At 72.4% G+C, this 25,144-nt stretch carries 24 protein-coding genes; 15 read left to right on the top strand and 9 right to left on the bottom strand.

From position 1 onward, the window contains the following. Nucleotides 1–4: 4 nt before the first annotated feature. Nucleotides 5–1,117 carry an alcohol dehydrogenase catalytic domain-containing protein gene (locus tag VMF51_RS11725; protein WP_325474612.1) on the bottom strand — a complete coding sequence of 371 codons (1,113 nt, stop codon included), beginning with the start codon at nucleotides 1,115–1,117 and terminating at the stop codon, nucleotides 5–7. 102 nt (nucleotides 1,118–1,219) lie between these two features. On the opposite strand from VMF51_RS11725, the gene VMF51_RS11720 reads away from it, so the two are divergent. The 4 genes from VMF51_RS11720 (at nucleotide 1,220) to VMF51_RS11705 (ending at nucleotide 4,760) form a co-directional block, all read left to right on the top strand. Then, nucleotides 1,220–1,420 carry a hypothetical protein gene (locus tag VMF51_RS11720; protein ID WP_325474611.1) on the top strand — a complete coding sequence of 67 codons (201 nt, stop codon included), beginning with the start codon at nucleotides 1,220–1,222 and terminating at the stop codon, nucleotides 1,418–1,420. A 107-nt stretch (nucleotides 1,421–1,527) separates the two neighbouring features. Continuing rightward, a complete protein-coding gene (locus VMF51_RS11715; protein ID WP_325474610.1) occupies nucleotides 1,528–1,785 on the top strand; it encodes a hypothetical protein in 258 nt (85 codons plus the stop codon). Nucleotides 1,786–1,822: 37 nt separating this feature from the next. Next, nucleotides 1,823–3,061, top strand: a complete 1,239-nt coding sequence (locus VMF51_RS11710) for a sensor histidine kinase (protein WP_325474609.1) — start codon at nucleotides 1,823–1,825, stop codon at nucleotides 3,059–3,061. A gap of 34 nt (nucleotides 3,062–3,095) precedes the next feature. Continuing rightward, entirely contained in the window at nucleotides 3,096–4,760 is a 1,665-nt protein-coding gene (locus tag VMF51_RS11705) for an FAD-binding dehydrogenase (protein WP_325474608.1), read from the top strand. 5 nt (nucleotides 4,761–4,765) lie between these two features. Here the strand turns inward: VMF51_RS11705 and VMF51_RS11700 are convergent, their stop codons facing one another. Then, on the bottom strand, nucleotides 4,766–5,122 hold the full coding sequence (locus VMF51_RS11700) for a YidH family protein (RefSeq protein WP_325474607.1): 357 nt from the start codon (nucleotides 5,120–5,122) through the stop codon (nucleotides 4,766–4,768). A 38-nt stretch (nucleotides 5,123–5,160) separates the two neighbouring features. On the opposite strand from VMF51_RS11700, the gene VMF51_RS11695 reads away from it, so the two are divergent. Continuing rightward, on the top strand, nucleotides 5,161–5,982 hold the full coding sequence (locus VMF51_RS11695) for a thioesterase family protein (protein ID WP_325474606.1): 822 nt from the start codon (nucleotides 5,161–5,163) through the stop codon (nucleotides 5,980–5,982). 615 nt (nucleotides 5,983–6,597) lie between these two features. Here VMF51_RS11695 and VMF51_RS11690 read toward each other — a convergent pair. Together VMF51_RS11690 and VMF51_RS11685 are read right to left on the bottom strand one after the other, a co-directional pair. After that, nucleotides 6,598–7,887 carry an HNH endonuclease gene (locus VMF51_RS11690; RefSeq protein WP_325474605.1) on the bottom strand — a complete coding sequence of 430 codons (1,290 nt, stop codon included), beginning with the start codon at nucleotides 7,885–7,887 and terminating at the stop codon, nucleotides 6,598–6,600. A 341-nt stretch (nucleotides 7,888–8,228) separates the two neighbouring features. Beyond that, entirely contained in the window at nucleotides 8,229–9,188 is a 960-nt protein-coding gene (locus tag VMF51_RS11685; protein ID WP_325474604.1) for a hypothetical protein, read from the bottom strand. Between the two features lie 23 nt (nucleotides 9,189–9,211). On the opposite strand from VMF51_RS11685, the gene VMF51_RS11680 reads away from it, so the two are divergent. From VMF51_RS11680 to VMF51_RS11665, 4 genes are read left to right on the top strand one after another with little or no spacing between them, the layout of a single operon-like run. Beyond that, nucleotides 9,212–9,907, top strand: a complete 696-nt coding sequence (locus VMF51_RS11680; RefSeq protein ID WP_325474603.1) for a (deoxy)nucleoside triphosphate pyrophosphohydrolase — start codon at nucleotides 9,212–9,214, stop codon at nucleotides 9,905–9,907. After that, complete coding sequence (gene mshB / locus VMF51_RS11675) at nucleotides 9,904–10,812, top strand: N-acetyl-1-D-myo-inositol-2-amino-2-deoxy-alpha-D-glucopyranoside deacetylase (RefSeq protein WP_325474602.1); 909 nt, start codon at nucleotides 9,904–9,906, stop codon at nucleotides 10,810–10,812. The genes VMF51_RS11680 and mshB overlap by 4 nt, the downstream gene beginning before the upstream one ends. Before the next feature lie 2 nt (nucleotides 10,813–10,814). Then, entirely contained in the window at nucleotides 10,815–11,168 is a 354-nt protein-coding gene (locus VMF51_RS11670; protein WP_325474601.1) for a DUF6113 family protein, read from the top strand. A 10-nt stretch (nucleotides 11,169–11,178) separates the two neighbouring features. Beyond that, complete coding sequence (locus VMF51_RS11665; RefSeq protein WP_325474600.1) at nucleotides 11,179–12,921, top strand: VanW family protein; 1,743 nt, start codon at nucleotides 11,179–11,181, stop codon at nucleotides 12,919–12,921. An 18-nt stretch (nucleotides 12,922–12,939) separates the two neighbouring features. On the opposite strand, the gene VMF51_RS11660 is transcribed toward VMF51_RS11665, so the two are convergent. After that, a complete protein-coding gene (locus VMF51_RS11660; protein WP_325474599.1) occupies nucleotides 12,940–13,824 on the bottom strand; it encodes a GNAT family N-acetyltransferase in 885 nt (294 codons plus the stop codon). A gap of 98 nt (nucleotides 13,825–13,922) precedes the next feature. Between VMF51_RS11660 and fdxA the strand changes: the two genes are divergently transcribed. Continuing rightward, the gene (fdxA, locus tag VMF51_RS11655) at nucleotides 13,923–14,249 is read left to right on the top strand and encodes a ferredoxin (RefSeq protein WP_325474598.1); all 327 of its coding nucleotides are present in this window, start codon (nucleotides 13,923–13,925) and stop codon (nucleotides 14,247–14,249) included. 5 nt (nucleotides 14,250–14,254) lie between these two features. After that, nucleotides 14,255–15,358: a succinyldiaminopimelate transaminase gene (dapC, locus tag VMF51_RS11650; RefSeq protein WP_325474597.1), complete on the top strand. Its 1,104-nt coding sequence runs from the start codon at nucleotides 14,255–14,257 to the stop codon at nucleotides 15,356–15,358. A gap of 138 nt (nucleotides 15,359–15,496) precedes the next feature. On the opposite strand, the gene VMF51_RS11645 is transcribed toward dapC, so the two are convergent. Then, a complete protein-coding gene (locus VMF51_RS11645) occupies nucleotides 15,497–16,459 on the bottom strand; it encodes a hypothetical protein (protein ID WP_325474596.1) in 963 nt (320 codons plus the stop codon). Between the two features lie 127 nt (nucleotides 16,460–16,586). After that, complete coding sequence (gene dapD, locus VMF51_RS11640; RefSeq protein ID WP_325474595.1) at nucleotides 16,587–17,528, bottom strand: 2,3,4,5-tetrahydropyridine-2,6-dicarboxylate N-succinyltransferase; 942 nt, start codon at nucleotides 17,526–17,528, stop codon at nucleotides 16,587–16,589. 41 nt (nucleotides 17,529–17,569) lie between these two features. Here dapD and VMF51_RS11635 point away from each other — a divergent pair, with 41 nt between their 5' ends. Beyond that, on the top strand, nucleotides 17,570–17,938 hold the full coding sequence (locus tag VMF51_RS11635; protein ID WP_325474594.1) for a DNA polymerase ligase N-terminal domain-containing protein: 369 nt from the start codon (nucleotides 17,570–17,572) through the stop codon (nucleotides 17,936–17,938). A gap of 278 nt (nucleotides 17,939–18,216) precedes the next feature. After that, nucleotides 18,217–21,417, top strand: coding sequence for an isoleucine--tRNA ligase (gene ileS / locus VMF51_RS11630; protein WP_325474593.1), 3,201 nt, complete (start codon nucleotides 18,217–18,219; stop codon nucleotides 21,415–21,417). A 59-nt stretch (nucleotides 21,418–21,476) separates the two neighbouring features. Here ileS and VMF51_RS11625 read toward each other — a convergent pair whose 3' ends face one another. Continuing rightward, nucleotides 21,477–22,259, bottom strand: coding sequence for an ABC transporter permease (locus tag VMF51_RS11625; protein WP_325474592.1), 783 nt, complete (start codon nucleotides 22,257–22,259; stop codon nucleotides 21,477–21,479). After that, nucleotides 22,256–23,212, bottom strand: coding sequence for an ATP-binding cassette domain-containing protein (locus VMF51_RS11620; RefSeq protein WP_325474591.1), 957 nt, complete (start codon nucleotides 23,210–23,212; stop codon nucleotides 22,256–22,258). The genes VMF51_RS11625 and VMF51_RS11620 overlap by 4 nt, the downstream gene beginning before the upstream one ends. 91 nt (nucleotides 23,213–23,303) lie before the next feature. Here VMF51_RS11620 and VMF51_RS11615 point away from each other — a divergent pair, with 91 nt between their 5' ends. Continuing rightward, nucleotides 23,304–24,053 (top strand): TetR/AcrR family transcriptional regulator, encoded by a 750-nt coding sequence (locus VMF51_RS11615; RefSeq protein WP_325474590.1) that lies wholly within the window; start codon nucleotides 23,304–23,306, stop codon nucleotides 24,051–24,053. A gap of 125 nt (nucleotides 24,054–24,178) precedes the next feature. After that, a complete protein-coding gene (locus VMF51_RS11610; protein ID WP_325474589.1) occupies nucleotides 24,179–25,120 on the top strand; it encodes an endonuclease domain-containing protein in 942 nt (313 codons plus the stop codon). The last annotated feature ends 24 nt before the right edge of the window (nucleotides 25,121–25,144 follow it).

Here is a 25,144-nt window from a genome sequence, read left to right as displayed (position 1 = left end):
CGCCTCAGGGGAAGCGCACCAGCTGGCGCAGCGCCGCGCCGTCGGAGAGTACGTCGAGCGCGGTGTTGAGCTCGGCGAGCTCGATGGTCGACGAGACCAGCTCCTCGACCGGCAGCCGGCCCGCGCGCCACAGGGCGGCGAAGCGGGGGATGTCGCGGCTCGGGACCGCGCTGCCGAGGTAGCTGCCGACGATCGTGCGGCCCTCGGCGACCAGGCCCAGGGGGGAGACGCTGGCCCGGGCGTCGGGATGGGGCAGGCCGACCGTCACCGTCGTACCTCCCGGGGCGGTGAGCGCGATCGCGGTCTCGAAGGCCCGGGCGCTGCCCGCGGCCTCGACGACCACGTCGCCGAGCAGGCCCTCCCGTCCTTCCCCGGCGGCCTCGTCGGGGTGGGCCGTGCGGGTGGCGCCGAGGCGGGACGCGATGGCGAGCTTGTCAGCCACGGTGTCGACCGCGACGACCTCCACCTCCAGGGCGAGCGCGGTGAGCAGCGCCGCCATCCCGACGCCGCCGAGGCCGACGACCGTGACCCGCTGGCCGGCCGCGGGCGGGGCGGCGTTGAGCAGCGCGCCGCCTCCGGTGAGGACCGCGCAGCCCAGCAGCGCCGCCACCTCGGGGGGAACGTCGGCGTCGACCGGCACCACCGAGCGGCGGTCGACGACCGCATGGGTGGCGAAGGCCGAGACGCCCAGGTGGTGCAGGACCGGCCCGGTGTCGCCGCTCAGGCGGGTCCCGCCCTCGAGGAGGGCACCCGCTCCGTTGGCGACGGAGCCGGGCACGCATGGACGGACGCCGTCGGTGCGGCAGCCCGCGCAGTCGCCGCAGCGGGGCAGGAACGTCATGACGACGCGCTGGCCCACCGCGAGGTCGGAGTCGCCGGGCCCGGTCGCCTCGACGATGCCGGCCGCCTCGTGGCCGAGCAGCATCGGGACCGGCCGGACCCGGTCGCCGTTGACCACGGAGAGGTCGGAGTGGCACAGCCCGGCGACCTCGATGCGGACCAGCAGCTCGCCCGGCCCCGGCTCGGCCAGCTCGAGGTCGCGCAGCTTCAGCGGGCGGGACGCGGCGTACGGCCGCGGGAGCCCGATCTCCTCCAGGACGGCGCCGGTGATCCTCATCCGGCGATCCTGTCCGCGGCGGGGGCGTTCTTCAACCGTGGGCGCTTGGTCACATCGCGGCGAGAACGGGAACGAAGCGTCCCGCCTGGGCGCTCTACCGGTATGAGTACCTCCACCACCCTCGTCCAGGACCTCGACCGGCTGCACGGCAGCTACGTCAGCGCGATCAACCAGGCCATCGACTCCGGGCACGACGAGTACGTCGCCGAGCTCGCCGCGTCGTACGACCGCGAGGCGACGCTGATGGTCGCGCAGCGGGAGGGGAAGACCCACCTGCTGCCGCTGCGCCGCAGGCGCGCCTGATCGCGATGTGCCGCCCGCAAAGGCCGCCGGGGCGGTAACGTGACGCCAACCACTCCGACGGACGCGGCTCGACCGGGCCGCGAGGGCGGAGGCGGAAGGTGGGGTTCATGGGGGCGTCGTCCGAGGAGGAGTCGCGAACCGGTTCGCCCGAATCGCTCGCGCTCCTGAACCGCCGCCTGCACGAGGCCCGGCAGCGGGTCGCCGACCGGCGTACCGGCCGCGGGCACCGCGACGAGCTGGCCCGCGCGCACCGCGAGCTGCTCGCGGCCCTCGAGGACTTCACCGGCGCACTGGTCGAGCGAGGTCTCCCGGTGCCGCCGGCGCTGCACACCGAGCTCCAGCTCCACCGCGATCTCTGGCGCTGAGCCCCCACGGGGGGTGCAGGCTGCAACACTGGCCGACATGGTCGGCTTTCTCGGGCGCCGCAGCGGCGCGGTCGTGGCCGTGGCGGCCTCGGCCGCCGCGCACCTCGCCGCGGCGTACCTCTGGTCGCGCCAGCACCGGGCCGAGCTGAGCCTCGCCGAGACCAACGAGCGCTACCGCTCGCTGTTCGAGTACCACCCCAGCGCGGTCTTCTCCCTCGACCTCGGGGGCCGCTTCACCGCGGCCAACCCCGCGGCGCAGCGGATCAGCGGCTACACCGAGACGCAACTGCGGGGGATGGTCTTCACCGAGATCCTGGAGTCCGAGCACCTCGACGCGGTGGTCGCCGCCTTCGGGCGGCTCCTCCAGCGCGAGGCGCAGCAGTTCGAGACCGTGATCCGCGCCCGCGACGGGACCGACGTCGAGCTGCTCGTGACCGGGTTGCCGATCGTCGTCGCCGACCGGCTGGTCGGCGTCTACGGCATCGCCGAGAACATCACTGGTCGCAACCGCATGCAGCGTGAGCTCCACGAGACCCGGCTGCGGGCCGAGGAGGCCAGCGAGGCGAAGTCGATGTTCCTCGCCAACGTCAGCCACGAGATCCGCACTCCGCTCACCGCCCTCCTCGCGGCGGCCGAGCTGCTGCTCGACAGCGACCTGGACACCGAGCAGGTGGCCCTGACCGGCACGATGAGCCGCTCCGGCCAGCGGCTGCTGCGGCTGGTCAACGAGATCCTCGACTTCTCCGCGATCGAGGCCGGCAAGGCGACGCTGTACGACGTCCCGCTCGACCTGCGGGCGATCGTCCTCGACGTGGTCGCCCTGACCCGGCCGGCGGCCGAGGAGCAGGGGCTGAAGCTCGAGGCCGAGATCGCCCCGGCGCTGTCCCGCCCGCTCTCCGGCGATCCCGAGCGGATCGCGCAGGTGCTCACCAACCTGCTGAGCAACGCGGTCAAGTTCACCCACGAGGGGACGATCCACGTCCGGGTGGAGGTCGCCGAGCGCACGACGACCACGACGAAGGTCGTGGTCCGGGTCGAGGACACCGGGATCGGGCTGACCGAGGAGCAGCAGGGCCGGCTCTTCGAGGCGTTCACCCAGGGCGACCACACGGTCGGGCGCCGCTACGGCGGCACGGGCCTCGGGCTCGCGATCTGCAAGCAGCTGGTCACCCTGATGGGCGGCTCGATCTGGGTCACCGCGACTCCGGGCGCGGGCAGCACCTTCGCGTTCGCGCTGCCCCTGCGGCACGTCGACGAGGCCTCCGCGCCGGACTGACCCACGCGGTCGCCGGCCGTGCGAGGATCGCGCCGTGGATGCTGTGGCGCAGTGCGATGTCGTGGTCGTGGGAGCCGGCCTGGCCGGCCTGGTGGCGGCCGCCGAGGCGGCGGACGCGGGCCGGTCGGTGGTGCTGGTGGACCAGGAGGGTGAGCAGTCGCTGGGCGGCCAGGCCCACTGGTCGCTGGGCGGGCTGTTCCTCGTGGACTCACCGGAGCAGCGCCGGATGGGGGTCAAGGACTCCCACGACCTGGCCTGGCAGGACTGGCTCGGCAGCGCCCAGTTCGACCGCGCGGAGGATCGCTGGCCGCGCGCGTGGGCGGAGGCGTACGTCGACTTCGCCGCGGGGGAGAAGCGCTCCTGGCTGCGGGAGATGGGGCACCGGTTCTTCCCGGTGGTCGGCTGGGCCGAGCGGGGCGACGGCCGCGCGGAGGGGCACGGGAACTCGGTGCCGCGCTTCCACATCACGTGGGGGACCGGACCGGGCGTCGTGGCGCCGTTCGAGCGGCGCGTGCGCGAGCACGTCGCGCACGGGCTGATCACCTTCGCGTTCCGGCACCGGGTCGACGGCCTGGTCGTCGAGGACGGCACCTGCGTCGGGGTGCAGGGACGGGTGCTGGCGGCGGACCCGGTCGAGCGCGGCCGGGCGAGCTCCCGGGACGAGGTCGCCGACTTCGAGCTCCGCGGCTCGGCGGTGATCGTCACCAGCGGCGGGATCGGCGGCAACCACGACCTGGTCCGCCAGGCTTGGCCCGAGCGGCTCGGCACCCCGCCGGCGACCATGGTCTCCGGCGTACCGGCCCATGTCGACGGCCGGATGCTCGCGCTGACCCAGGGCGCCGGGGCGAACGTCATCAACCCCGACCGAATGTGGCACTACGTGGAGGGGATCCGCAACTGGGACCCGATCTGGGCCAACCACGGCATCCGGATCCTGCCCGGCCCGTCGTCGCTCTGGCTGGACGCGACCGGCCGTCGGCTGCCCGCGCCGTATTTCCCGGGCTTCGACACCCTCGGCACCCTGCGCCACCTCCGCTCGACGGGGTACGACCACTCCTGGTTCGTCCTGACGCAGAAGATCATCGAGAAGGAGTTCGCGCTCTCGGGGTCGGAGCAGAACCCCGACCTGACGGGCAAGGACGTCAAGCTGCTGCTGTCGCGCGTGAAGAAGGGCGCGCCGGGGCCGGTGGAGGCGTTCAAGCAGCACGGGGAGGACTTCGTCGTCGCGGACACGCTGACCGAGCTGGTCCGGGGGATGAACGCCGTCGCCGGTCCGGGGGCGCCCGAGCTGGCGGAGGCGGACCTGCGCGAGCTCATCGAGGCGCGGGACCGGGAGATCGACAACGCCTACACCAAGGACGCCCAGGTGACGGCGATCCGCGGGGCGCGCGGCTACCTCGGCGACAAGCTGATCCGGGTCGCCACGCCGCACAAGATCCTGGACCCGAAGGCCGGACCGCTGATCGCCGTACGCCTCAACATCCTCTCCCGCAAGACCCTCGGTGGCCTGGAGACCGACCTCGACGGGCGGTGCCTGCGCGCGGACGGCACGCCGTTCCCGGGGCTGTACGCCGCGGGCGAGGTGAGCGGCTTCGGCGGCGGCGGGATGATGGGCTACAACGCGCTTGAGGGCACCTTCCTCGGCGGCTGCCTGTTCTCGGGCCGGACGGCGGGCCGCGCGGCCGCGAAGGCGGTCTGACTCGGCTACAGGGCCAGCGCCACCGCGAGCAGGACCGACAGCACCACGAGCGCCGAGGTCATCACGAGGCCGAGATGGAACGCCGGCAACGGGGTCCGGGTCCGCATCGCGCGCTCGACGCGCGCCCAGCGCAGCCAGGCCAGCAGGGCGGTGAGGCCGCCGAGCAGCAGCAGTGCGACCACCAGGACCAGGCGCAGGCCGTCCTGCTCGGGGACGGCGAGCGACTCCAGGGCCACCGCCCCGGCCAGCACGCCGAGGCTGGTGCGGACCCAGGCGAGGAAGGTGCGCTCGTTGGCCAGCGTGAAGCGCGGGTCGGGCTCGCTGCCCGCGTCGTACACCCAGCCCGGTCGTCGCTCACCCATGGGCACATCCTGCCGGACCCGGTCGGTACGTTGCCGCCATGCAGACGCTCTCGGAGTTCGACAGCCACATCGCGCTGACGCCCGCAGGGGAGGGGCGGTACGCCGCCGACCTCGACGGGGGATGGTCGGTGGGCGGCGGGCTCAACGGCGGCTACCTGCTGGCCCTGATCGGCAGCGGGATCCGTGCCAGCCTCCCGGGCAAGCCCGACCCGCTCGCGGTCAGCGCTTACTACCTCTCGGCCGCGCGCCCCGGACCCGCGACGGTCGCCGTCGACGTACGACGTGACGGCGGCCGGGTCGCGACCGCCTCCGCCGACCTGGTCCAGGGCGACCAGACGCGGATCGCGGTGCTGGCGACGTACGGGGACCTCGACGGGTTGGGCGACGACGTCCGCACCACCGCCGGTGAGCTCGACCTCCCGCCGCTCGAGGAGTGCCCTCGCGGCAGCGCCGCCCCGCGCGAGGTGCTGGACCGGGCGCCGATCATGCGCCGCTTCGACATGCGCTTCCACCCCGACGACCTCGGCTGGGTGACCGGCCGGCCGAGCGGCGAGGGCCGGATGCGCGCGTGGTTCCGCCTGGCCGACGGCCGCGAGCCGGACCCGATCTCGCTGCTGATGGTCCTCGATGCCCTCCCGCCGGTGACGTTCAACCTCGGCATGCCAGGCTGGGCGCCCACCCTGGAACTGAGCGCCCACGTCCGCGCCAAGCCGGCCCCCGGCTGGCTGAAGGTCCACCACGAGACCCGCAACCTCGCCGGCGGGATGTTCGAGGAGGACTGCGAGGTCTGGGACTCCACCGGCCGCCTCGTCGCCCAGTCCCGCCAACTCGCCATGCAGCCGCGGACCCCCGCCGGTTGAGGTGCGAAGGACGAAGTCCTGAGCCTCGAAACCCAGCGAGCCGAGAAGCAGCCGGGGTACGGCGCTGGGTTCCGGTCTCCGTCCAGCACACGGTCGCTTCAAGGATCACAGAGATAACGGGGTCACCGTGGGCGGCACTCGTCGTACCTGGTCACCGTCGCCTGTGGGTCGGCGGCTGCTTCGGGTCGACCGCTGTGGTCACCCGCCGCAGAGGGAACGAGTACGACCGACGCCCGATGACGCTGGTTGGGGTGTGAAGGACGGAGTCCTGAGCCTCGAAACCCAGCGAGTCGAGAAGCAGCCTGTAGTCGTCGCGGTCGTTCGGTTCACCGGGTTTCGAGGCTCGCTCCGCTCGCACCTCAACCGGCGTCCGGGAAGGCGTGCCTGGCGCTCTGCGGTGTCGAGGGGATGGGTGGTGTCGCGATGCATGGCGCCCGTGACGGCGCGCTGGTTGAGGTGTGAAGGACGGAGTCCTGAGCCTCGAAACCCGGCGAGTCGAGAAGCAGCCTGTAGTCGTCGCGGTCGTTCGGTTCACCGGGTTTCGAGGCTCGCTTCGCTCGCACCTCAACCAGCGTCCGGGAGAGCGTGCCTGTAGCCCTGACGGGCTGGTGCTGGTCAGGGCTGCAGGGTCTCGAGCGGGATGGTGCCGAGATGGTCGTGCTGGAAGGTGAGTCCGTTGGGACTTCGCCAGACGAACGAGGTGTCGTCGGTCTTGTCGTAGCGCCAGCGGGTGTGGGTCTTCGCCCGGTGATGTCGCCGGCACAGCGGTGCGATGTTGCAGTCACACGTCGGACCGCCACGGGCGGCGGGGTCGATGTGATCGCAGTCCGCCCGCCGGGCTCGGCGTTGGCACCAAGGGAACACGCACGTGTGCTGGAGCAGGACCTGACGCTCGCGGAGCCGGTCCGGGACTTCGTAGGCATCGACGTGGACGTGATCGGTTAGGTCGATGACCGGCTTCACGATCACCTGGGTGTCGGGGTTGGCACACCAGGTCTTGACCTGATCGGCCGAGACGAAGGAGCGGGTCTTTTCCACCCGGGCGAGGTCCAGGTCGGTGCTGGCACCGGCGAGGGCGGCCTCGGAGAGGTGGACGTGCAGCAGGACCTGGCGGGGCTTGGGCCGAACCTCCGGCTCCGCCGCCGCGAGATCGAGCGAGAGCTGGCGCCGAGCCAGGTCGCCGACGGCGATGGAGCGGCGGACGTCGAGTGGGGCGTCGAGGCCGAACGCGCCGAGGTCGCGCGCGCGTCTGGCGACGGCGTCCTCGAGGTCGAGGGCGTCGGCAAGGTCGAGGGTGCCGTGGACGTCGACGCAGCCGTCGAAGGAGACCTGGCGGGTCTCGATGTCGAAGTGCCGTCCCTCCTGCGCGGCGACCTGACGCGCCATGGCTTCGTCGGGGTCGAAGCGGACTCGCGCCTCCTCGACGGTCCGGTCGAGCTGCGCGATGGACACCTTGTGCGCCACCGGGGCGAGGTGCGCGTCGACGTACGCCGCACCCGCCATCGGGAGGTCGACGGTGGACTTGGCGATCCGCCGCGCCTTCCACACCGGAAGGTCCAACGACTGGACCCGGGCGTAGAGCCGCGGGAGCCGGTGGGCCAGCTCGACCGCCTCACCCAGATACATCCGCCCGGCATCGGAGGAGAGCCCGAGCGCTGCGGCGAACTCCAGCACGCTGAACTCGGCGACCAGCGGGGCACCCGGCCCCGCGATCGTCAACGCCTCCTCGGCGCCGGCGACCAGCACTGCGGCGTCATCCAACGAATCAGTCGAGTGCATGCCGGCCCAGGCGACCGCGGCGGCGAGCTGGTCAGCCTCGCCCCGCATCACCACAGTGCGTCGGGCGCCCACGTAGGCGAGCAACGCGGGTGCGTTGTCGCAGTCGTGGAGTTCCCGAGTGGCCATACAAAGATGGTAGAGGCGGGCGCCGACAGTCTGGATCCGTCTTCCACAGCGGCCGGGAGTGCTCGCTCGGCGCTGCTTCTCTGCTCACCGGGTTTCGAGGCTCGGCGCTGGGGCGCCTCGCACCTCAACCGGCGTCACGTTCAGCGGCCGTCGTACCTGGCGCTGCTTCTTGGCTCGCGGGGTTTCGAGGCTCGGCGCTGGGCGCCTCGCACCTCAACCAGCGTCACGTTCAAAGACCGTCGTACACGGCCCCTTCTCCTGGCTCACCGTTTCGAGACTCAGGACTTCGTCCTTCGCCCCTCAACCAGCGTCGGGCGGAGGGTCCTCCCGCTCGGCCTATGTCAGGCGCTGAAGGTGCGGCGGCGCATGGCGAAGATCCAGCGGCGGCGGGGGTGTTCGGAGACGGACCAGAGCAGGTCGTCGGGGCGGGTCCAGGTGAGGTCCTCGGGGCCCATCGGGGCGGCCCAGCGGTGGCGGCGCAGGGCGCCGGGGGCGCCGGCGTACACGGAGCCGGGCATCCAGGGGCCGTGCGAGCGGGTGAGGTAGTGCCGTCCGCCGGCGACGACGACGCCCTGCGTGCGGACGACCGCGCCGTCCTCGACGACCACGGGGTACGACGCCCCCGCGTCGTCGGCGACGAGCAGCGAGGTGGCGGGGTCGAGTGGGTAGCGCGCGATGCGCCGGGTCTGGCGGGCGTTGCCGTACTCGCCGACGACCAGCGCAGGCCCGTCGGGATCGAGGGAGCAGAAGGAGTAGCGCAGCCTCTCCACCCCCTCGGCCGTCCGGGCGCGGTAGGTGGACCGGACCGGAAGCACGTACTCGTGCCCGTGCACTCCGCCCGGCACCCGAGCCAGGTCCTCGAGACGGCACAGCTGCAGCCCGCGCCCGGTGGCGGCGACGTACAGATGAGGGCCGTGCCAGACCAGCCCGCCGGCATGCACGTGCACCGGCTCCAGCGACGGGGTCACGAGCAGCACGTGCCGGTAGCGGCGCCGGTCGAGGTCGAGGAAGGTGACGCGCGCGCCGTGCCCGCCCTTGGAGTACCAGCTGACCACCAGGATCCGCCGCCCCGGGAGCACCCCCGCCTCGGTCGATGAGGTGATGCCCTGCGGCCACCAGTGCGGGTCGCGCCGGTCCGCCGCGTCCCACGTCAGCGCCCGCCGTACGGCGAGGCCCGGCGCCAGCGTCCGGCGGGCGCGCCGGTCGAGTGACGCCAGGACGCCGTCGAGCCCGACCCGCTCGCCCACCGGGGTGAGGCCCTCCGCGGTCCGGACCAGGTGCACTCCCGCGCTCGCCGCCATGCGGGCAACGTAGCCTCGGCCCGGTGAGGAAGCAGGTGGTCGGCGCCGCGGTCGTGCGCGCCGGGAAGGTGCTCGCGACCCGTCGTACGGCGCCGCCTGCGCTCGCCGGCCGGTGGGAGTTCCCGGGCGGCAAGGTCGAGCCGGGGGAGCAGCCCGCGGACGCGCTGGAGCGCGAGATCGCCGAGGAGCTCGGCTGTGGCGTCGAGGTGACCGGCTGGCTCGCCGGGTCGGCCGCCATCGGTGACACCCATGAGCTGCGGGTGGCGACGGTCCGCCTGACGAGCGGCGAGCCCGACCCGGTCGAGCACGACCAGGTCCGCTGGCTCGGTCCCGACGAGCTGGGCGAGGTGGACTGGCTGGAGCCGGACCGCCCGTTCCTCCCGGAGGTGGGGCACCTGCTGCGCCAGGCGCCCGCGAGTGTCCTGCGCGCGATCCTCTTCGACGAGGACGATGCCGCCGCGGTGACGGCGCGCCTGCGCGCCGAGGGGTACGACGCCTGGGTGACCCGCGAGCGTCTCGCCGGCGAGGACGATGACGAGGACCATCCCTGGGCGGTGCTCACCGACGCGCCCGAGCTGCTGCTCGAGCTGCTCGTTGACGAGTACGACGGTTGGCTCGATCGGGAACAGTCCGGCCCCGAGAGCCGTTGGCAACCACCGAGCCCGCTCGAGCTCCCGACGCAGCCGCGCCGGATCAAGAACCTAGGAACGAACACATGACCGCTGACCAGCGACTCCTCCTCGTGCACGCCCACCCCGACGACGAGTCGATCGGCCAGGGCGCCACGATGGCCAAGTACGCCGCCGAGGGCCGCGGCGTCACGCTCGTGACCTGCACGGCGGGCGAGATGGGCGAGATCCTGGTCCCGGACCTGGAGCACCTGGCCGCCGACCGGGAGGACGGGCTCGGCCCCCACCGTCGCGAGGAGCTGGCGAGCGCGATGAAGGCGCTCGGCGTCACCGACCACCGGTTCCTGGGCGGGTTCGGCACCTACCGCGACTCCGGGATGAAGTGGCACGAGGACGGTCACGCCGTCGCCGCCGACGAGACCGACCCCCGCGCCTTCGCCAACGCCGACCTCACCGAGGCGTCCGACCACCTCGTCGCGGTCATCCGCGAGGTCCGCCCGCAGGTGCTGGTCACCTACGACCAGTTCGGCGGCTACGGCCACCCCGACCACATCCAGGCGCACCGGGTCGCGACGTACGGCGCCGCGCTGGCCGCCGTGCCGTCGTACCGCCCCGACCTGGGCGCGGCCTGGGACGTGCCGAAGATCTACTGGGGCGCGATGTCCGAGAGCCGGATGCGCGAGAGCCTGCGGGCGCTGCGCGACGCCGGTGACACGACCTCCTTCGAGGGGATGGACCCCGACGGGCCGCTGCCGCACTTCGTCACCCCCGACGAGCACCTCGCCGCCGGCGTGGACGCGACCGAGTACGTCGACGCGAAGATGGCCGCGCTCGCGGCGCACGCCACGCAGATCACGACGGACGGCCCCTTCTTCGCGCTGAGCAACAACGTGGGCGCGACGGCCTGGGGTGTGGAGTACTACCGGCTCGCCAAGGGCCAGGTCGGCGAGGTCGGCGAGGACGGTCTGGAGACCGACCTGTTCGCCGGCCTGTAACGGTGACGACGCTCGCCCGGGTGGCGGCGCTGGTGGCGCTGCTCGCCCTGGGCGCCCTCACCGCCGTCGCCTCGGTGGCGCTGCACCAGCTGTGGTGGGGACTGCTCCTGGCGGTCACCGCCCCGGCGGCGGTTCTGGTGGCCCTGCCGCCGGGCTGGTGGGCGCGGCTGCCCTTCGCCGTCGGCTGGATCGCGATGGTCGGCTACCTCACCGTCCCGCGACCCGAGGGTGACTTCGTGATCGGCGACGGGCTCGCCGGCTACGTGCTCCTGGCCGCGGCGATGGCGTTCCTGATCGGCGCCCTGGTCACGCTCCCGCGGCGGGGGGCGCGGGGTGCTGTCCCCACCGGAACCTAGGATGACCCGCGTGACGAACAAGAGCGAGCGGGCCGGCGGCCGGGCGGTCATCCTCGTGGTGCTCGCCCTCGCCCTGCTCGTCGCAGGAGGCTGGGCCGCGGCGTACGCCGTCGCCGGCGACAAGGTCCCGCGCGGCACCACCGTGGCCGGGGTCGACGTCGGTGGACGCACGGAGGCCGAGGCGGTCCAGGCCCTGGAGGACGGACTGGCCGAGCGCCTCGACGAGCCGATCACGGTCTCGGTCGGCTCGGCCACCGAGGAGATCACCCCCGCGGAGGCGGGGCTCTCGATCGACCTGCGGGCCTCGGTCGAGGCCGCCGGTGGCGGTCGCAGCTGGAAGCCCGGTCGGCTCTGGGACTACTTCACCGGCGGTGCGGACCTCGAGCCGGTCGTCCAGGTCGACGACGCCGCGATGGGCGAGCTGCTCGACCGGCTCGGCTCCGAGGTCGGCACGCTGCCGAAGGACGGGAGCCTGGAGTTCGAGGGCTCCGAGGTCCGGCGGGTCGAGCCGGAGGCCGGCGAGGCGATCGACCCCGACGTGGCGGCCGAGGCCATCACGGCGGCGTACCTCGCCGACGACCCGAGCGTCGAGCTGACGCTGATCCCGACCGAGCCCGAGATCGACGAGGCCGACGTCCAGGACGCCCTCGACAGCTTCGCCAACCCGGCCCTCTCCGGCCCGGTCACCCTGGTCTTCGGCGACTCGCCCGTCCGGCTCGCGCCGCGCGACTTCGGCGACGTGCTCGGCGTCAAGGCCGAGGGCGGTGCGCTGGTGCCCGACATCGACCAGGAGGCGCTGAAGGCGCTGGTCGACGCCGGCATCTCCGAGGACGGCGCCCCGGTCGACGCGACGGTCGTGCTGCGCAACGGCAAGCCCAAGGTGGTCCCCGCCAAGCCGGGCGTCACCTACGAGCCGGCCGCGGTCGCGACGACGTTCCAGCAGCTGCTCACGCAGCCGTCGGGGAAGCGCGAGGCGGAGGTCGAGGCGACCGTCGCCGAGCCGGAGTTCACGACCAAGGACGCCCGCCAGCTGCGGATCCGGGAGAAGGTCTCGACGTTCACGACGTACTACCCGCCCGCGTCGTACCGCGACACCAACATCGGCCGCGCGGCCGAGCTCGTCGACGGCACGGTCCTCAAGCCGGGTGAGACGTTCTCCCTCAACGACATCGTCGGCGAGCGCACCGTCGAGAACGGCTTCACGACCGGCACCATCATCAGCAACGGGATCTTCAAGGAGGATCTCGGCGGCGGGGTCTCCCAGATGGCGACCACCACCTTCAACGCCGCGTTCTTCGCGGGCCTGGAGGACGTCGAGCACAAGCCGCATTCGGTCTACATCGACCGCTACCCGGTCGGGCGCGAGGCCACCGTCGCGTGGGGCGCGGTCGACCTGCGCTTCACCAACGACACGCCGTACGGCGTGCTCGTCGACGCCAAGGTGATCAAGAGCGCGGGCCGGTCGCAGGGCACGGTGACGGTGAGCATGTGGTCGACGAAGGTCTGGGACATCACCACGACGACGTCGGACCGCTACGCCTTCACCAAGCCGGCCACCCGCACGCTGACGACGCCGGACTGCGTCCCGAACCAGGGGTACGGCGGCTTCGACGTCGACGTGAAGCGGTTCTTCAAGAAGCCGGGCTCCGACACGGTCGAGAAGACCGAGAACTTCCACACGACCTACATCCCGAGCGACACGGTGGTCTGCAAGAAGCCCAAGCCGGAGCGCGGGCCGAACGCCGGGCAGTAGCCGGTCCGCTCAGCCGGACTACCGAAGGGGAGCCAGGTAGCGGTAGCGGTGGTGCTCGGTGAAGCCGAGCCCCTCGTAGAGCCCGAGTGCGGGCGTGTTGTCGCCCAGCACCTGGAGGTACGCCGTCGTCGCGCCCTGCTCGGCCGCCCACTCCAGCAGGGCCGCCAGCACCCGGCTGCCCAGTCCCTGGCGACGTCGGTCAGGGGCGACCTCGATCGTGCGGAGACCGACCCAGTCCCGGTCGAAGGTCGCGACGCCCGAGGCGAGTTCGCCGATCCGGGCGACGGCATGGAGGCCGTCGCCGCGACCGGGGGAGACCTCGACCTCGACGCCCCCGTCGGCCTGCGGGAGGGCACGGCGCACGCGCGCCACGCCCGCCAGCTGGAAGACGGTGTCGGCGTCGGTGCTCTCCGGCCCCCACCCGCGGCCGAGGAAGAGGGCCTCCTCGGGGGAGTCCGGCAGCACGGCCGCGACCGGCCGGCCGGTGCGGGCGGCGTACCACTCGACGACGCGGTCGTAGTCGTCGGCGACGCCGGAGGGCTCGAAGGCGAGCACGGAGTTGGCGCGGCGCGCCCGCGAGGTCGCGGAGTGCCGCAGGACCCAGGCACCGACGGGCTCGGTGTCGAGGTCGGCCCACATCGCCAGGGACCGGGTCTGGGCCTCGACCGGCGAGACCCGGTGCCGGACCGAGGGGCGGGGCGGCACCGGCTTGCCGGAGACGATGTCGGAGAGCGCGATCTCGACCGGGGCGCCGTCCTCGGGCAGCACCACGCAGCTGGTCGCGGTCCACGCGGTGCAGACGCCGAGCAGGTCGGTGAGGGCCGGTCCGCCGCTGGGACCCGTCTCGCCGCGGAGCACGCGGCGGACCACGATCCGCTTCCCCACGACGTGGGGTCCGAGCATGTGTTCGGTCACATGCTGAGGTCTGTCATCGTTCCGCACCCCGGGATACTAGGCTGGGGGACGAGCACTTGCTCCCATCAGCATTTCAGGAGGATTCGGTGACGTACGTCATCTCTCAGCCCTGCGTCGACCTCAAGGATCGGGCTTGCGTCGACGAGTGTCCGGTCGACTGCATCTACGAGGGCAAGCGGATGCTGTACATCCACCCCGACGAGTGCGTCGACTGCGGTGCCTGCGAGCCCGTGTGCCCGGTCGAGGCGATCTTCTACGAGGACGACGTGCCGGAGGAGTCGAAGGACTACTACGACGCGAACGTCGGCTTCTTCGAGGACCTCGGCTCGCCGGGTGGCGCGGCCAAGATGGGGGTCATCGACAAGGACCACCCGATGATCGCCGCCCTGCCCCCGCAGAACCAGGACCACTGAGCCGGATGTCGCGGGAAGCCGTCTCCGCGCGGCTTCCCGACTTCCCCTGGGACAACCTGACGGCGCACGCCGAGCGGGCCCGCGCCCACCCGGACGGGGTGGTCGACCTGTCGGTCGGCACCCCGGTGGACCCGACGCCGGAGGTCGCGCAGCACGCGCTGCGCGAGGCCGCCGACTCGCCGGGCTACCCGGTGACGATCGGGCGAGCCGACCTGCGCCAGGCCTGCATCGACTGGCTCGAGCGCCGGCACGGCGTGACCGGGCTCGGCCTGGACCGGGTGCTGCCCGTGATCGGCTCCAAGGAGCTGATCGGATCGCTGGCGATCCACCTCGGCCTGGGTCCTGGCGACCTGATCGCCTACCCGGCGCTGGCGTACCCCACCTACGAGGTGGGCGCGGTCCTCGCCGGTGCCCGGGCGGTCGCGACCGACTCGCTGACGTCGTTCGGCCCGGAGGTCCCGGCGCTGCTGTGGCTCAACTCGCCGTCGAACCCGACGGGCCGGGTGCTGCCGCCCGAGCACCTGCGCAAGGTCGTCGACTGGTGTCGCGAGCGCGGCACGATCCTGGTCTCGGACGAGTGCTACCTGGAGTCCGCCTGGGAGGCGTCGCCGGTCTCGGTGCTGCACCCCGACGTCTGCGGCGGCTCGCACGAGGGCATCCTCGCCATCCACTCGCTGTCCAAGCGCTCCAACCTGGCCGGCTACCGCTGCGCCTTCGTGGCCGGCGACCCGGCGCTGGTCGGCGAGCTGCTCGCCGTCCGCAAGAACCTCGGCCTGCAGATGCCCGGCCCGCAGCAGGTCGCGATGAAGGCCGCTCTGGACGACGACGACCACGCGCTCGAGCAGCACGGCCGGTACGCAGCCCGGCGGCTCCGGCTCCGGGCCGCCCTCGAGGGCGCCGGCTTCCGGGTCGAACACTCCGAGGCGTCGCTGTACCTCTGGTCGACGCGCGACGAGGACTGCTGGAAGACCGTCTCGGACCTCGCCGACCTCGGCATCCTCGTGGCTCCCGGCTCGTTCTACGGCGCCGCCGGCTCGCAGCACGTGCGGGTGGCGTTCACCGCCACCGACGAGCGGGTCGACGCCGCCATCGCCCGGCTCGCGGGCTGAGGGGACCGCGCTCAGGGCTGCGGTTTCATCACGGTATGCAGACCAGTTGACGCCTCCCACGGCGTACCCACCGTGGGAGGTGACGGCTCGTCTGCATACCGTGATGAACCTGCGACGACCCCGCCCCCACCGCCCCGCTCAGTCGAACACGTCCACGTGCACGTGGTCGCGGTGCTCCAGGATCGCGCGGTCACCTGAGCGCGCCGGCGGGTCGTAGTCGCGCCAGCCGTCGTCGGAGCGCCGGGCCTGCCAGATCTTGGCGTCGAAGATGACCGTCTGCACGTCGAGGCGCTCGGCCTGCGCGACGAGGTAGTGCGCGATCGCCCAGCCGCGGACCTTGTTGGCCGCGTTGATCGGCCGCACGAAGATGTCGACGGCGCGGCCCTCGTAGTGGGTGGAGCCCTCCATGTGGCCGGTGCCGACCCCGCCGGGCTCGAAGCCGCCGAGGGAGACGTCGCCGAAGACGGCCAGCGTCTCCTGCCGTACGACGTCGGCACGGCGCACCAGGCCGGTCGCGCGCAGCCCGTCGCGGGCCTCGGGGACGTCGGCGTCCACGCGGCAGCTGAACGCGGCGGGGGAGTTGCCGGTCAACGCGGACGCCAACACCCGGGCGTCGGCCTCGTGGTCGGCGTACGCGTCGGGGAACGCGGAGCGCTGCACGGTCTGCGCGGCGACGGTGACCTCCATCGAGCGGTAGCCGTCGACCTCGGCCAGGGCGTCGTAGAAGGCGTTGGTCGCGTAGACCGGGTCCATCACCTGCTCCTCGGTGCCCCAGCCCTGCGACGGCCGCTGCTGGAAGAGACCGAGCGAGTCGGCGTCGCCGTACTCGATGTTGGCGAGCTTGGACTCCTGGTACGCCGTCGCCAGGGCGATCGTCACGGCCCGCGCCGGCATGCCCCGTCGTACGGCGATGGCGGCGATCAGCGCGGCGTTCTCCGCCTGCTCGGGGTCCAGGACGACGGTCGAGTCGCCGACCGTCGCCGTGCACTGGTCGCTCGGCGTGAACGGGCTCAGGTCGCGGATCCGGTCGACGCCGACCGTCACCACCACCGCGCCGACCACCCCGACGCCGAGCAGCGCGATACCGGTGCGCAGGCTCATCTCGGTCGTCCTTCGGGGTCGGGAATGGTGCTCGCGCGCGGCCCGGACGGCCCGAGTCGTCCTCGCCGGCGCGCGGTGACAGTTCTAACCGACCCAGGTGAGAGGAACCTGGGAAACGGCCCCGGGCTCAGTTGGCGTGCAGCGCGGCGTTGAGCGTGACGCCCTCGGACTTCCACGGCACGGCCTCGATCGCGCCGGTGACCGAGTTGCGGCGGAACAGCACGTTGCTCGCGCCGGAGAGGCTCAGCGCCTTGACGATCTTGGGCTTGCCGTCCATGTCCGTGATCGTGACCTTGGTGCCGGCCGTGATGTAGGTGCCGGCCTCGACGACGCAGTCGTCGCCGAGGGAGATCCCGAGCCCGGAGTTGGCGCCCAGCAGGCAGCGCTGGCCGATCGAGATGACCTCCTTGCCGCCGCCGGAGAGGGTGCCCATGATCGAGGCGCCGCCGCCGACGTCCGAGCCGTCCCCGACCACGACGCCGCCGGAGATCCGGCCCTCGACCATCGAGGCGCCGAGCGTGCCGGCGTTGAAGTTCACGAAGCCCTCGTGCATGACGGTCGTGCCCGCCGCGAGGTGGGCGCCCAGCCGGACCCGGTCGGCGTCGCCGATCCGGATGCCGGAGGGGACGACGTAGTCGACCATCCGCGGGAACTTGTCGACGCCGTACACGCTGACGTGCTGGCCGGCGGCGCGCAGCCGGGCGCGGGTGAGCTCGAAGCCCTCGACGGCGCACGGGCCGGCCGAGGTCCACACGACGTTGGTGAGCAGGCCGAAGACGCCGTCCAGCGACAGGCCGTGCGGGACGACGAGCCGCGCGCTGAGCAGGTGCAGGCGCAGCCAGGCCTCCTCGGTGGTGGTGGGCGCGGCGGCCAGGTCGGCGATCTCGACCAGGCGGACCTCGCGGCGTACGCCGCGGACGTCGTCCGGGGTGGCCAGCGCGCTCAGCTCGGCGGGCGTCCCGGCGTCGGCCGGCTTCTCGCCCAGCGCGGGCGCGGGGAACCAGGTGTCGAGGACGGAGTCGTCGGCGGCGATGGTCGTCAGGCCGTAGCCCCAGGCAGCGGTGGTCACGGGCGTTCACTCTACGAGGGCCGGCGCCTAGGGTCATCCGGGTGGGCGACGACGAGACGGACGTGCGGCCGATCTTCGTGCTGCACGAGCACCACCGGCCGCGCCACCACTTCGACCTGCGCCTGGAGGAGGACGGGGTGCTCCGGTCCTGGGCGGTGCCGAAGGGGCTTCCGACCGACAGCCGGCACGACCGGCTCGCCATCGCCGTGGACGACCACGACCTCGACCACGCGTCGTACGCCGACGAGCACAAGGCGATCGCCGACTCCGGCTGGTGGGAGCTCGAGGACCGGAGCGAGCGGCGGTTCGTGTTCGTGCTGCACGGGCGGGCCGGTGCGCGTCGGCACGTCCTGATCCGGACCGGCGACGGCGGCTCGTGGCTGCTGCACCTGACGGTCGACCAGCCCTAGTCGGTCGGTCCGCCCCGCCGGCGCGGGATCCGGTGCCACGTATCTGATTCGTGCATGCATGCCGACGCTCGGTACGATTTCCCCACAGGCGTTCGAGCCGTCATCAGCGGCGAGCCCCGGGAAGAACGGCTCCGGCCCAGTAGAACCCGGCGGGTAGGCCCGTCACAGCCCTGAACGAGCGGTCCGTCGCGAGACGGGCAAGCGAGGTGGTACCGCGGCAGAGATGTCGTCCTCGTGGCCAGCAGCCCGAGCACGACGTACCGCAGGAGATGCCACCGATGACCTACCCGAAGGTCTCCACCGACGCCACGGGCGCGGTCCCGTCGAGCCCGCGCTTCCCGCAGATCGAGGAGCGGGTGCTGGCCTACTGGGCCGCCGACGGCACCTTCCAGGCGAGCATCGACCAGCGCGACGCCGGTGCGGACGGCTCGAACGAGTTCGTCTTCTACGACGGCCCGCCGTTCGCCAACGGCCTGCCGCACTACGGCCACCTGCTCACCGGGTACGTCAAGGACCTGGTGCCGCGCTACCAGACGATGCGCGGCAAGCGGGTCGAGCGCCGGTTCGGCTGGGACACCCACGGGCTGCCCGCCGAGCTCGAGGCGATGCGCCTCAACGGCATCAAGACGACCGACGAGATCGTCGAGATGGGCATCGACAAGTTCAACGACGCCTGCCGCGAGTCGGTGATGAAGTACACCGGCGAGTGGCGCGACTACGTCACCCGCCAGGCGCGCTGGGTCGACTTCGACAACGACTACCGCACGATGAACCCCGACTACATGGAGTCGGTCATCTGGGCCTTCAAGGGCCTGCACGACAAGGGCCTGGTCTACGAGGGCTTCCGCGTGCTGCCCTACTGCTGGAACGACGAGACGCCGCTGTCCAACCACGAGCTGCGGATGGACGACGACGTCTACCAGATGCGGCAGGACCCGGCCGTCACCGTCGGGTACGACGTCACGACGGACGGCCCGCTGCGGGGCGTGAAGCTGCTCGTCTGGACGACCACGCCCTGGACGCTGCCGAGCAACCTCGCGGTGATGGTGGGCGAGGACATCGACTACGTCGTCGTCTCGCACGAGGGGACGCGCTACCTGCTGGCCGAGTCGCGGCTGGCGTCGTACGCCCGCGAGCTGGGGGACGAGCCGGAGGTCGTGTCGCGCCACGTCGGCGCCGACCTGGTCGGGTTGACGTACGACCCGCCGTTCTCCTACTACCGCGGCCACGAGAACGCGTTCCGCGTCGTGGCGGCCGAGTTCGTCACCACCACGGACGGCACGGGGCTGGTGCACACCGCCGGCGCCTTCGGTGAGGACGACAAGGTGGTGACCGACCGCGAGGGCATCGAGGCGGTCATGCCGGTCGGCAAGGACGGCCGGTTCACGTTCCCCGTGACCGACTACGAGGGCCTGCAGGTCTTCGACGCGAACCTGCCGATCATCGACGACCTCAAGGCCGGCACCGGCTCGGTCACGCCCGGCACCGTGCTGCTGCGCCGCGAGACCTACGACCACTCCTACCCGCACTGCTGGCGCTGCCGCGAGCCCCTGATCTACAAGGGCGTCTCGTCGTGGTTCGTCGAGGTGACCGCGATCAAGGAGCGGATGCTGGAGCTCAACCAGCAGATCCGCTGGGTGCCCGACCACATCCAGGACGGGCAGTTCGGCAAGTGGCTGGAGAACGCCCGCGACTGGTCGATCACCCGCAACCGGTTCTGGGGCTCCCCGGTGCCGGTGTGGAAGAGCGACGACCCGGCGTACCCCCGGATCGACGTGTACGGCTCCTTCGAGGAGATCGAGCGCGACTTCGGCCGGCTGCCCCGCAACGCCGACGGCGAGCGCGACCTGCACCGCCCGTGGGTCGACGAGCTGACCCGCCCGAACCCCGACGACCCGACCGGGAAGTCCACGATGCGCCGGGTCACCGACGTGCTCGACGTGTGGTTCGACTCGGGCTCGATGTCGTACGCCCAGGTGCACTACCCGTTCGAGAACGCCGAGTGGTTCGACGGCACGGCCGAGAAGAAGGGCCACTTCCCGGGCGACTTCATCGTCGAGTACATCGGCCAGACCCGCGGCTGGTTCTACACGCTGCACATCCTGGCGACCGCGCTGTTCGACAAGCCGGCGTTCGAGGCCTGTATCAGCCACGGGATCGTGCTGGGCTCCGACGGCAACAAGATGTCGAAGTCGCTGCGCAACTACCCCGACGTCAGCGAGGTCTTCGACCGCGACGGTGCCGACGCGATGCGCTGGTTCCTGATGTCCTCGCCGATCCTGCGCGGCGGCAACCTGGTCGTCACCGAGCAGGGCATCCGCGACTCGGTGCGCCAGGTGATGATGCCGCTGTGGAACAGCTGGTACTTCTTCCAGCTCTACGCCAACGCCGCCGGTGACGGTCAGGGGTACGACGCGTCCGCGTCGACCGCCTCGACCGACCCGCTCGACCGCTACCTGCTCGCCAAGTGCCGCGACTTCGTCGGCGAGATGACGCACGCGCTCGACAACTACGCCGTCGCCGACGCCTGCGACGCGACGCGGTCCTTCCTCGACGTGCTGACGAACTGGTACATCCGGCGCTCGCGCGAGCGGTTCTGGGGCGACAACCCGGCCGCCTTCGACACGCTCTACACCGTGCTGGAGACGGTCTGCCGGGCGACCGCGCCGCTCATGCCGCTGACGACCGAGGAGGTCTGGCGCGGCCTGACCGGCGGGCGCTCGGTGCACCTGACCGACTGGCCGTCCGTCGAGGAGCTGCCGGCCGATGACGCGCTCGTCGCCGCGATGGACACCGTCCGCGAGGTCTGCTCGGCGACGTCCGCGCTCCGCAAGGCGGCCAACCTGCGCAACCGGCTGCCGCTGGCGACGCTGACCGTGGTGGTCGACGACCCGGCCGCGCTGGCCGGCTTCGAGGGGATCGTCCGCGACGAGGTCAACGTCAAGGAGGTCCGGCTACTGGCCGCCGACGCGCCCGAGGCGGCGTCGTACGGCGTCGCGCAGCGGCTGAGCGTCAACGCCCGCGCCGCGGGACCGCGTCTCGGCAAGGACGTGCAGACGGCCATCAAGGGCTCGAAGTCCGGCGACTGGTCGGTGGCCGAGGACGGCACCGTCACCGCCGGCGGCCTGGTGCTGGAGGAGGGTGAGTACACCCTGGAGACCGTCGCCGGCGCCGCCGACGAGACCACCGCGGTCGGCGTGCTCCCGCGCGGCGGCTTCGTCGTCCTCGACACTGCCGTCACGCCGGAGCTCGCCGCGGAGGGGCTGGCCCGCGACCTGGTCCGCCAGGTCCAGCAGGCCCGCCGCGACGCCGGTCTGGAGGTCTCCGACCGGATCGCCCTGACCGTCGCCGGCTCCGACGCCGTCCAGGCCGCCGCCCGCACGCACGCCGACCTGATCACGAGCGAGACCCTCGCGACGTCGTACGACGTGGTGGCCGGCCCCGACGGCGACCCCACCGTCACCGTCACCCGCGCCTGACCGCCGACCCGGCGTGAATGTACTGCCGACCCGGCGCGAACTCGCGCCGGGTCGGCGGTTCAGCGGGAGAGGTTGCGGTAGGCCCGGGCGGACAGCGGCGCGAACACCAGGGTGAGGACGGCCGGCCAGGCGAGGGCGACGAGTACGGCGTGCTCGGCGAGGACGCCGTCGGTGATGCCGCTCGGGTTGCCGAACAGCTCGCGACAGGCGGCCGCGGTGGCCGAGACCGGGTTCCACTGCGCCAGGAAGGCCAGCCAATCGGGCATCGTCTCGGGCGCGACGAACAGGTTCGAGAGGAACCCCATCGGCCAGACCAGCACCTGCACGCCCATCAGCGCGCCCTCGCTGCGGAAGGTGAGGCCGAGGAAGATCCCGAGCCACAGGACGGCGAACCGCAGCCACAGCAGGAGTACGACGGCCAGCACCGCATCGGCCGCCGAGCCCGTGACCCGCCAGCCGACCAGCAGCCCGCCCACCATCAGCACCGCGAGCTGCAGCGTCGAGTTGGCGAGGTCGGCGCCGGCCCGCCCGAGGGGGACCGCGAGACTGCTGATCGGCATGGAGCGGAACCGGTCGGTCACGCCCCGCTTCGAGTCGTTGGTGATCGCGCCCATCGTCGCCTCGACGCCAAACAGCATGGAGAGCGCGAACATGCCGGGCAGCAGGTAGGGCAGGTAGTCGCCCCCGCCCGGCAGCTCGATCGCGCCGCCGAAGAGGTAGCCGAAGACCAGCAGCAGCATGATCGAGAATGCGATCCCGAAGATCGGCGCCCACGGCTCCCGGACCCAGTGCAGCAGCTCGCGCCGGGTCATCACCCAGCTCTGGCGCAGGACCGCGGTCATCGGCCCACCTCCTCGTGATCGGTGTCGGTCGGTGCGGTGAGGTGCAGGAACACCTCGTCGAGGGTCGGCCGGCGCAGCAGTACGTCGTCGACGCCGATCCCCTCCCGGTCGAGGGCACGGACGACCTCCAGCAGGGCGGCCGACCCGCCGGCCGGTCCGGCCTCGACGGTGACCTGGAGGGTCTCGGCGTCGGGGGAGCCGCCGGTCGCGGCGGCGGCCCGCTCGAGGTCGGCAGCGCTGCCGAGCGTCACCGTCACCCGGTCGCCGCCCAGGCGGCTCTTCAGCTCCGCGCTGGTGCCCTCCGCGATCACCCGCCCGGCGCCGAGGACCGTGATCCGGTCGGCGAGCTGGTCGGCCTCGTCGAGGTACTGGGTCGTCAGCAGCACCGTCGTGCCCGCGGCGACCACGCGCCGTACCGTCTCCCAGACCTCGTGCCGGCCGCGCGGGTCGAGCCCGGTCGTCGGCTCGTCGAGGAACAGCAGCCGCGGCGTGCGAATCAGCCCGGCGGCGATGTCGAGGCGTCGCCGCATGCCGCCCGAGTACGTCGACACCTTCCGGTCGGCCGCGTCCGCGAGCCCGAAGTCGGCCAGCAGCTCGGCGGCACGGGCCTCGGCGTCCGCCTTGGAGAGCCCGTGCAGCCGGGCGAACATCACGAGGTTCTCGCGACCGTGCAGCACCTCGTCGAGCGCGGAGGACTGACCGACCAGCCCGATGGCGCGGCGTACGGCGCCCGGCCGGCGGCGTACGTCCTCGCCGACGACGAGGACCTCGCCCTCGTCGCAGCTGGTCAGGGTGGCGAAGGTGCGCACGGCGGTCGTCTTGCCGGCGCCGTTGGGACCGAGCAGGGCGTGCACGGTCCCGGCCGCGACCTCCAGGTCGAGGCCGTCCAGGGCGAGCGTGTCGCCGTACCGCTTGCGCAGTCCGCGCGCGGAGATCGGGGGAGGGACGGGCATGGGCGACTCCTAATATCGTACGACGTACGGAGTTGAACGACGGAGGATAGCAGATAATTCCGTACGGCGTACGAAGAAGTAGGCTTCCCGCATGCCCGCCGATCCCGACCCCGCCCTGCGCCTGCTCTGGCGGCACGCCGTACCGGCGGAGCAGGCGACCCGGCGAGGCCCCAAGCAGAAGTTCTCCGTCGACCAGGTCGTCGACGCCGGCATCGAGCTGGCCGACCGCGACGGCCTCGCGTCGCTCTCGATGCGCAGCCTCGCTCAGCACCTCGGGATCGGGGTGATGACGCTCTACGGCTACGTGCCCGGTCGCAACGAGCTGATCGCGCTGATGGTCGACCAGGCTTTCGGTGGGGCCGAGCTGCCCGAGCTGCCCGCCGACCTGCGCGGGCGGCTGGAGCTGATCGCGCGCCAGCAGTACGACGTCTGCCGCCGCCACCCCTGGCTGCTCGAGGTCTCCGGACTGCGGCCCTGGCTCGGCCCGCACGCCTCCGACCGGTACGAGTGGCAGCTGTCAGCAGTCGAGGGGATCGGCCTCGACGACATCGAGATGGACCAGACGGTCGCGCTGCTCGTCGGGTACGCCTCCAGCATCGCCCGCGCCCTGCACGAGGTGCAGCGGGCCGAGCGCGAGTCCGGCCTCAGCGAGCTGGAGTGGTGGGAGGCGAACGCCGACGCCCTCGGCGAGGTGATGCAGCACCGGTCGTACCCGCTGGCCGGCCGGGTCGGCTCGGCCGCCGGCGAGGCCTACCAGGCCGCCACCGACCCCGAGCGCGAACTGGAGTTCGGGCTCGCCCGGATCGTCGACGGCCTGCTGGTCCACCTCGACCGGAAGTGAGTCAGGCGGACGTCATCCGGACGGAGTCAGCGGTTGCTCCTTCCGCATGACGTCCGGCGGGTGTGTCTCCACAGATCAGTCCGCGCGGTCCCCGGCGGGTTGTGATTCGCGCGAGGGTCGTCGGCATGCCCCGCCGCACCTCGTACGACGACCCGCGCCTCGTCGCCGTGCGCGAGCTCGGTCGCCAGCAGGGACAGGTGGTGTCCCGCAAGCAGGTGTACGGCCTCGGGGTGACCCGCTGGGAGGTGCGCGGCGAGACGCGGGCGCGGCGCTGGCAGCTGATCGGCGACCAGTCGGTCTGTCTGCACAACGGGGAGATCAGTGCCGAGGGCAACCGCTGGGCGGCGCTCTTCCAGAGCGGGCCGCGGGCGCAGCTCGACGGCGCCTCCTCGCTGGTCGCGTCGGGGCTGGAGCGGTTCACGGTGGACCGGGTCCGTGTCTCGGTGCCGCGCGGGGTGCGGGTGCGTCGTACGCCGTTGTTCGACATCCGCCAGACCCGGCGGTGGTCGGCGGACGACCTGGCGCCCGGTGGGATCCCGCGCACTCGGGTGGCGGTGGCGGCGGTTCGCGGGGCGCTGTGGGCACGCACCGACAAGGAGGCGACCTACCTGGTCACCCTGGTCGTACAGCAGGGGCTCGAGCGCCCGGAGGTGATCGGAGAGGAGCTGCTGCGGATCAGGCGCGACCGTCGACGGCTGCTGCTCCACGAGGTGGTCAACGACCTGCTCGGTGGCGCCCGAAGCCTGGGTGAGCTGGACGTGGCCCGCGAGCTGCGCCGCCGGGGCCTACCTGAGCCGGCTCGGCAGGTGCTGCGCCGCGACCGGGCGAACCGCTACTACGTGGACCTCTACTGGCCCGACCTGCACCTCGTGGTCGAGATCGACGGCATCCACCACAGCTGGGCCGAGAGCATCGTGGGCGACGCGCTCCGCCAGAACGCGCTCGCGATGCGGGGCGACACGGTGCTCCGGCTGCCGTTGCTGGGCCTGCGGCTCGAGCCGGAGTCCTTCTATGCGCAGATCGAGGCCGCGATGCTCGCGGCCGGGTGGCGGTCGTCGGCGGCGTGACCGGACGTCATCCGGACGGAGCCG

It is taken from the genome of Nocardioides sp., from assembly GCF_035503875.1.
Taxonomy (GTDB): domain Bacteria; phylum Actinomycetota; class Actinomycetes; order Propionibacteriales; family Nocardioidaceae; genus Nocardioides.
The sequence above is the reverse complement of the archived record's forward strand: the minus strand, read 5'-3'. Positions and strand labels throughout refer to the sequence as shown.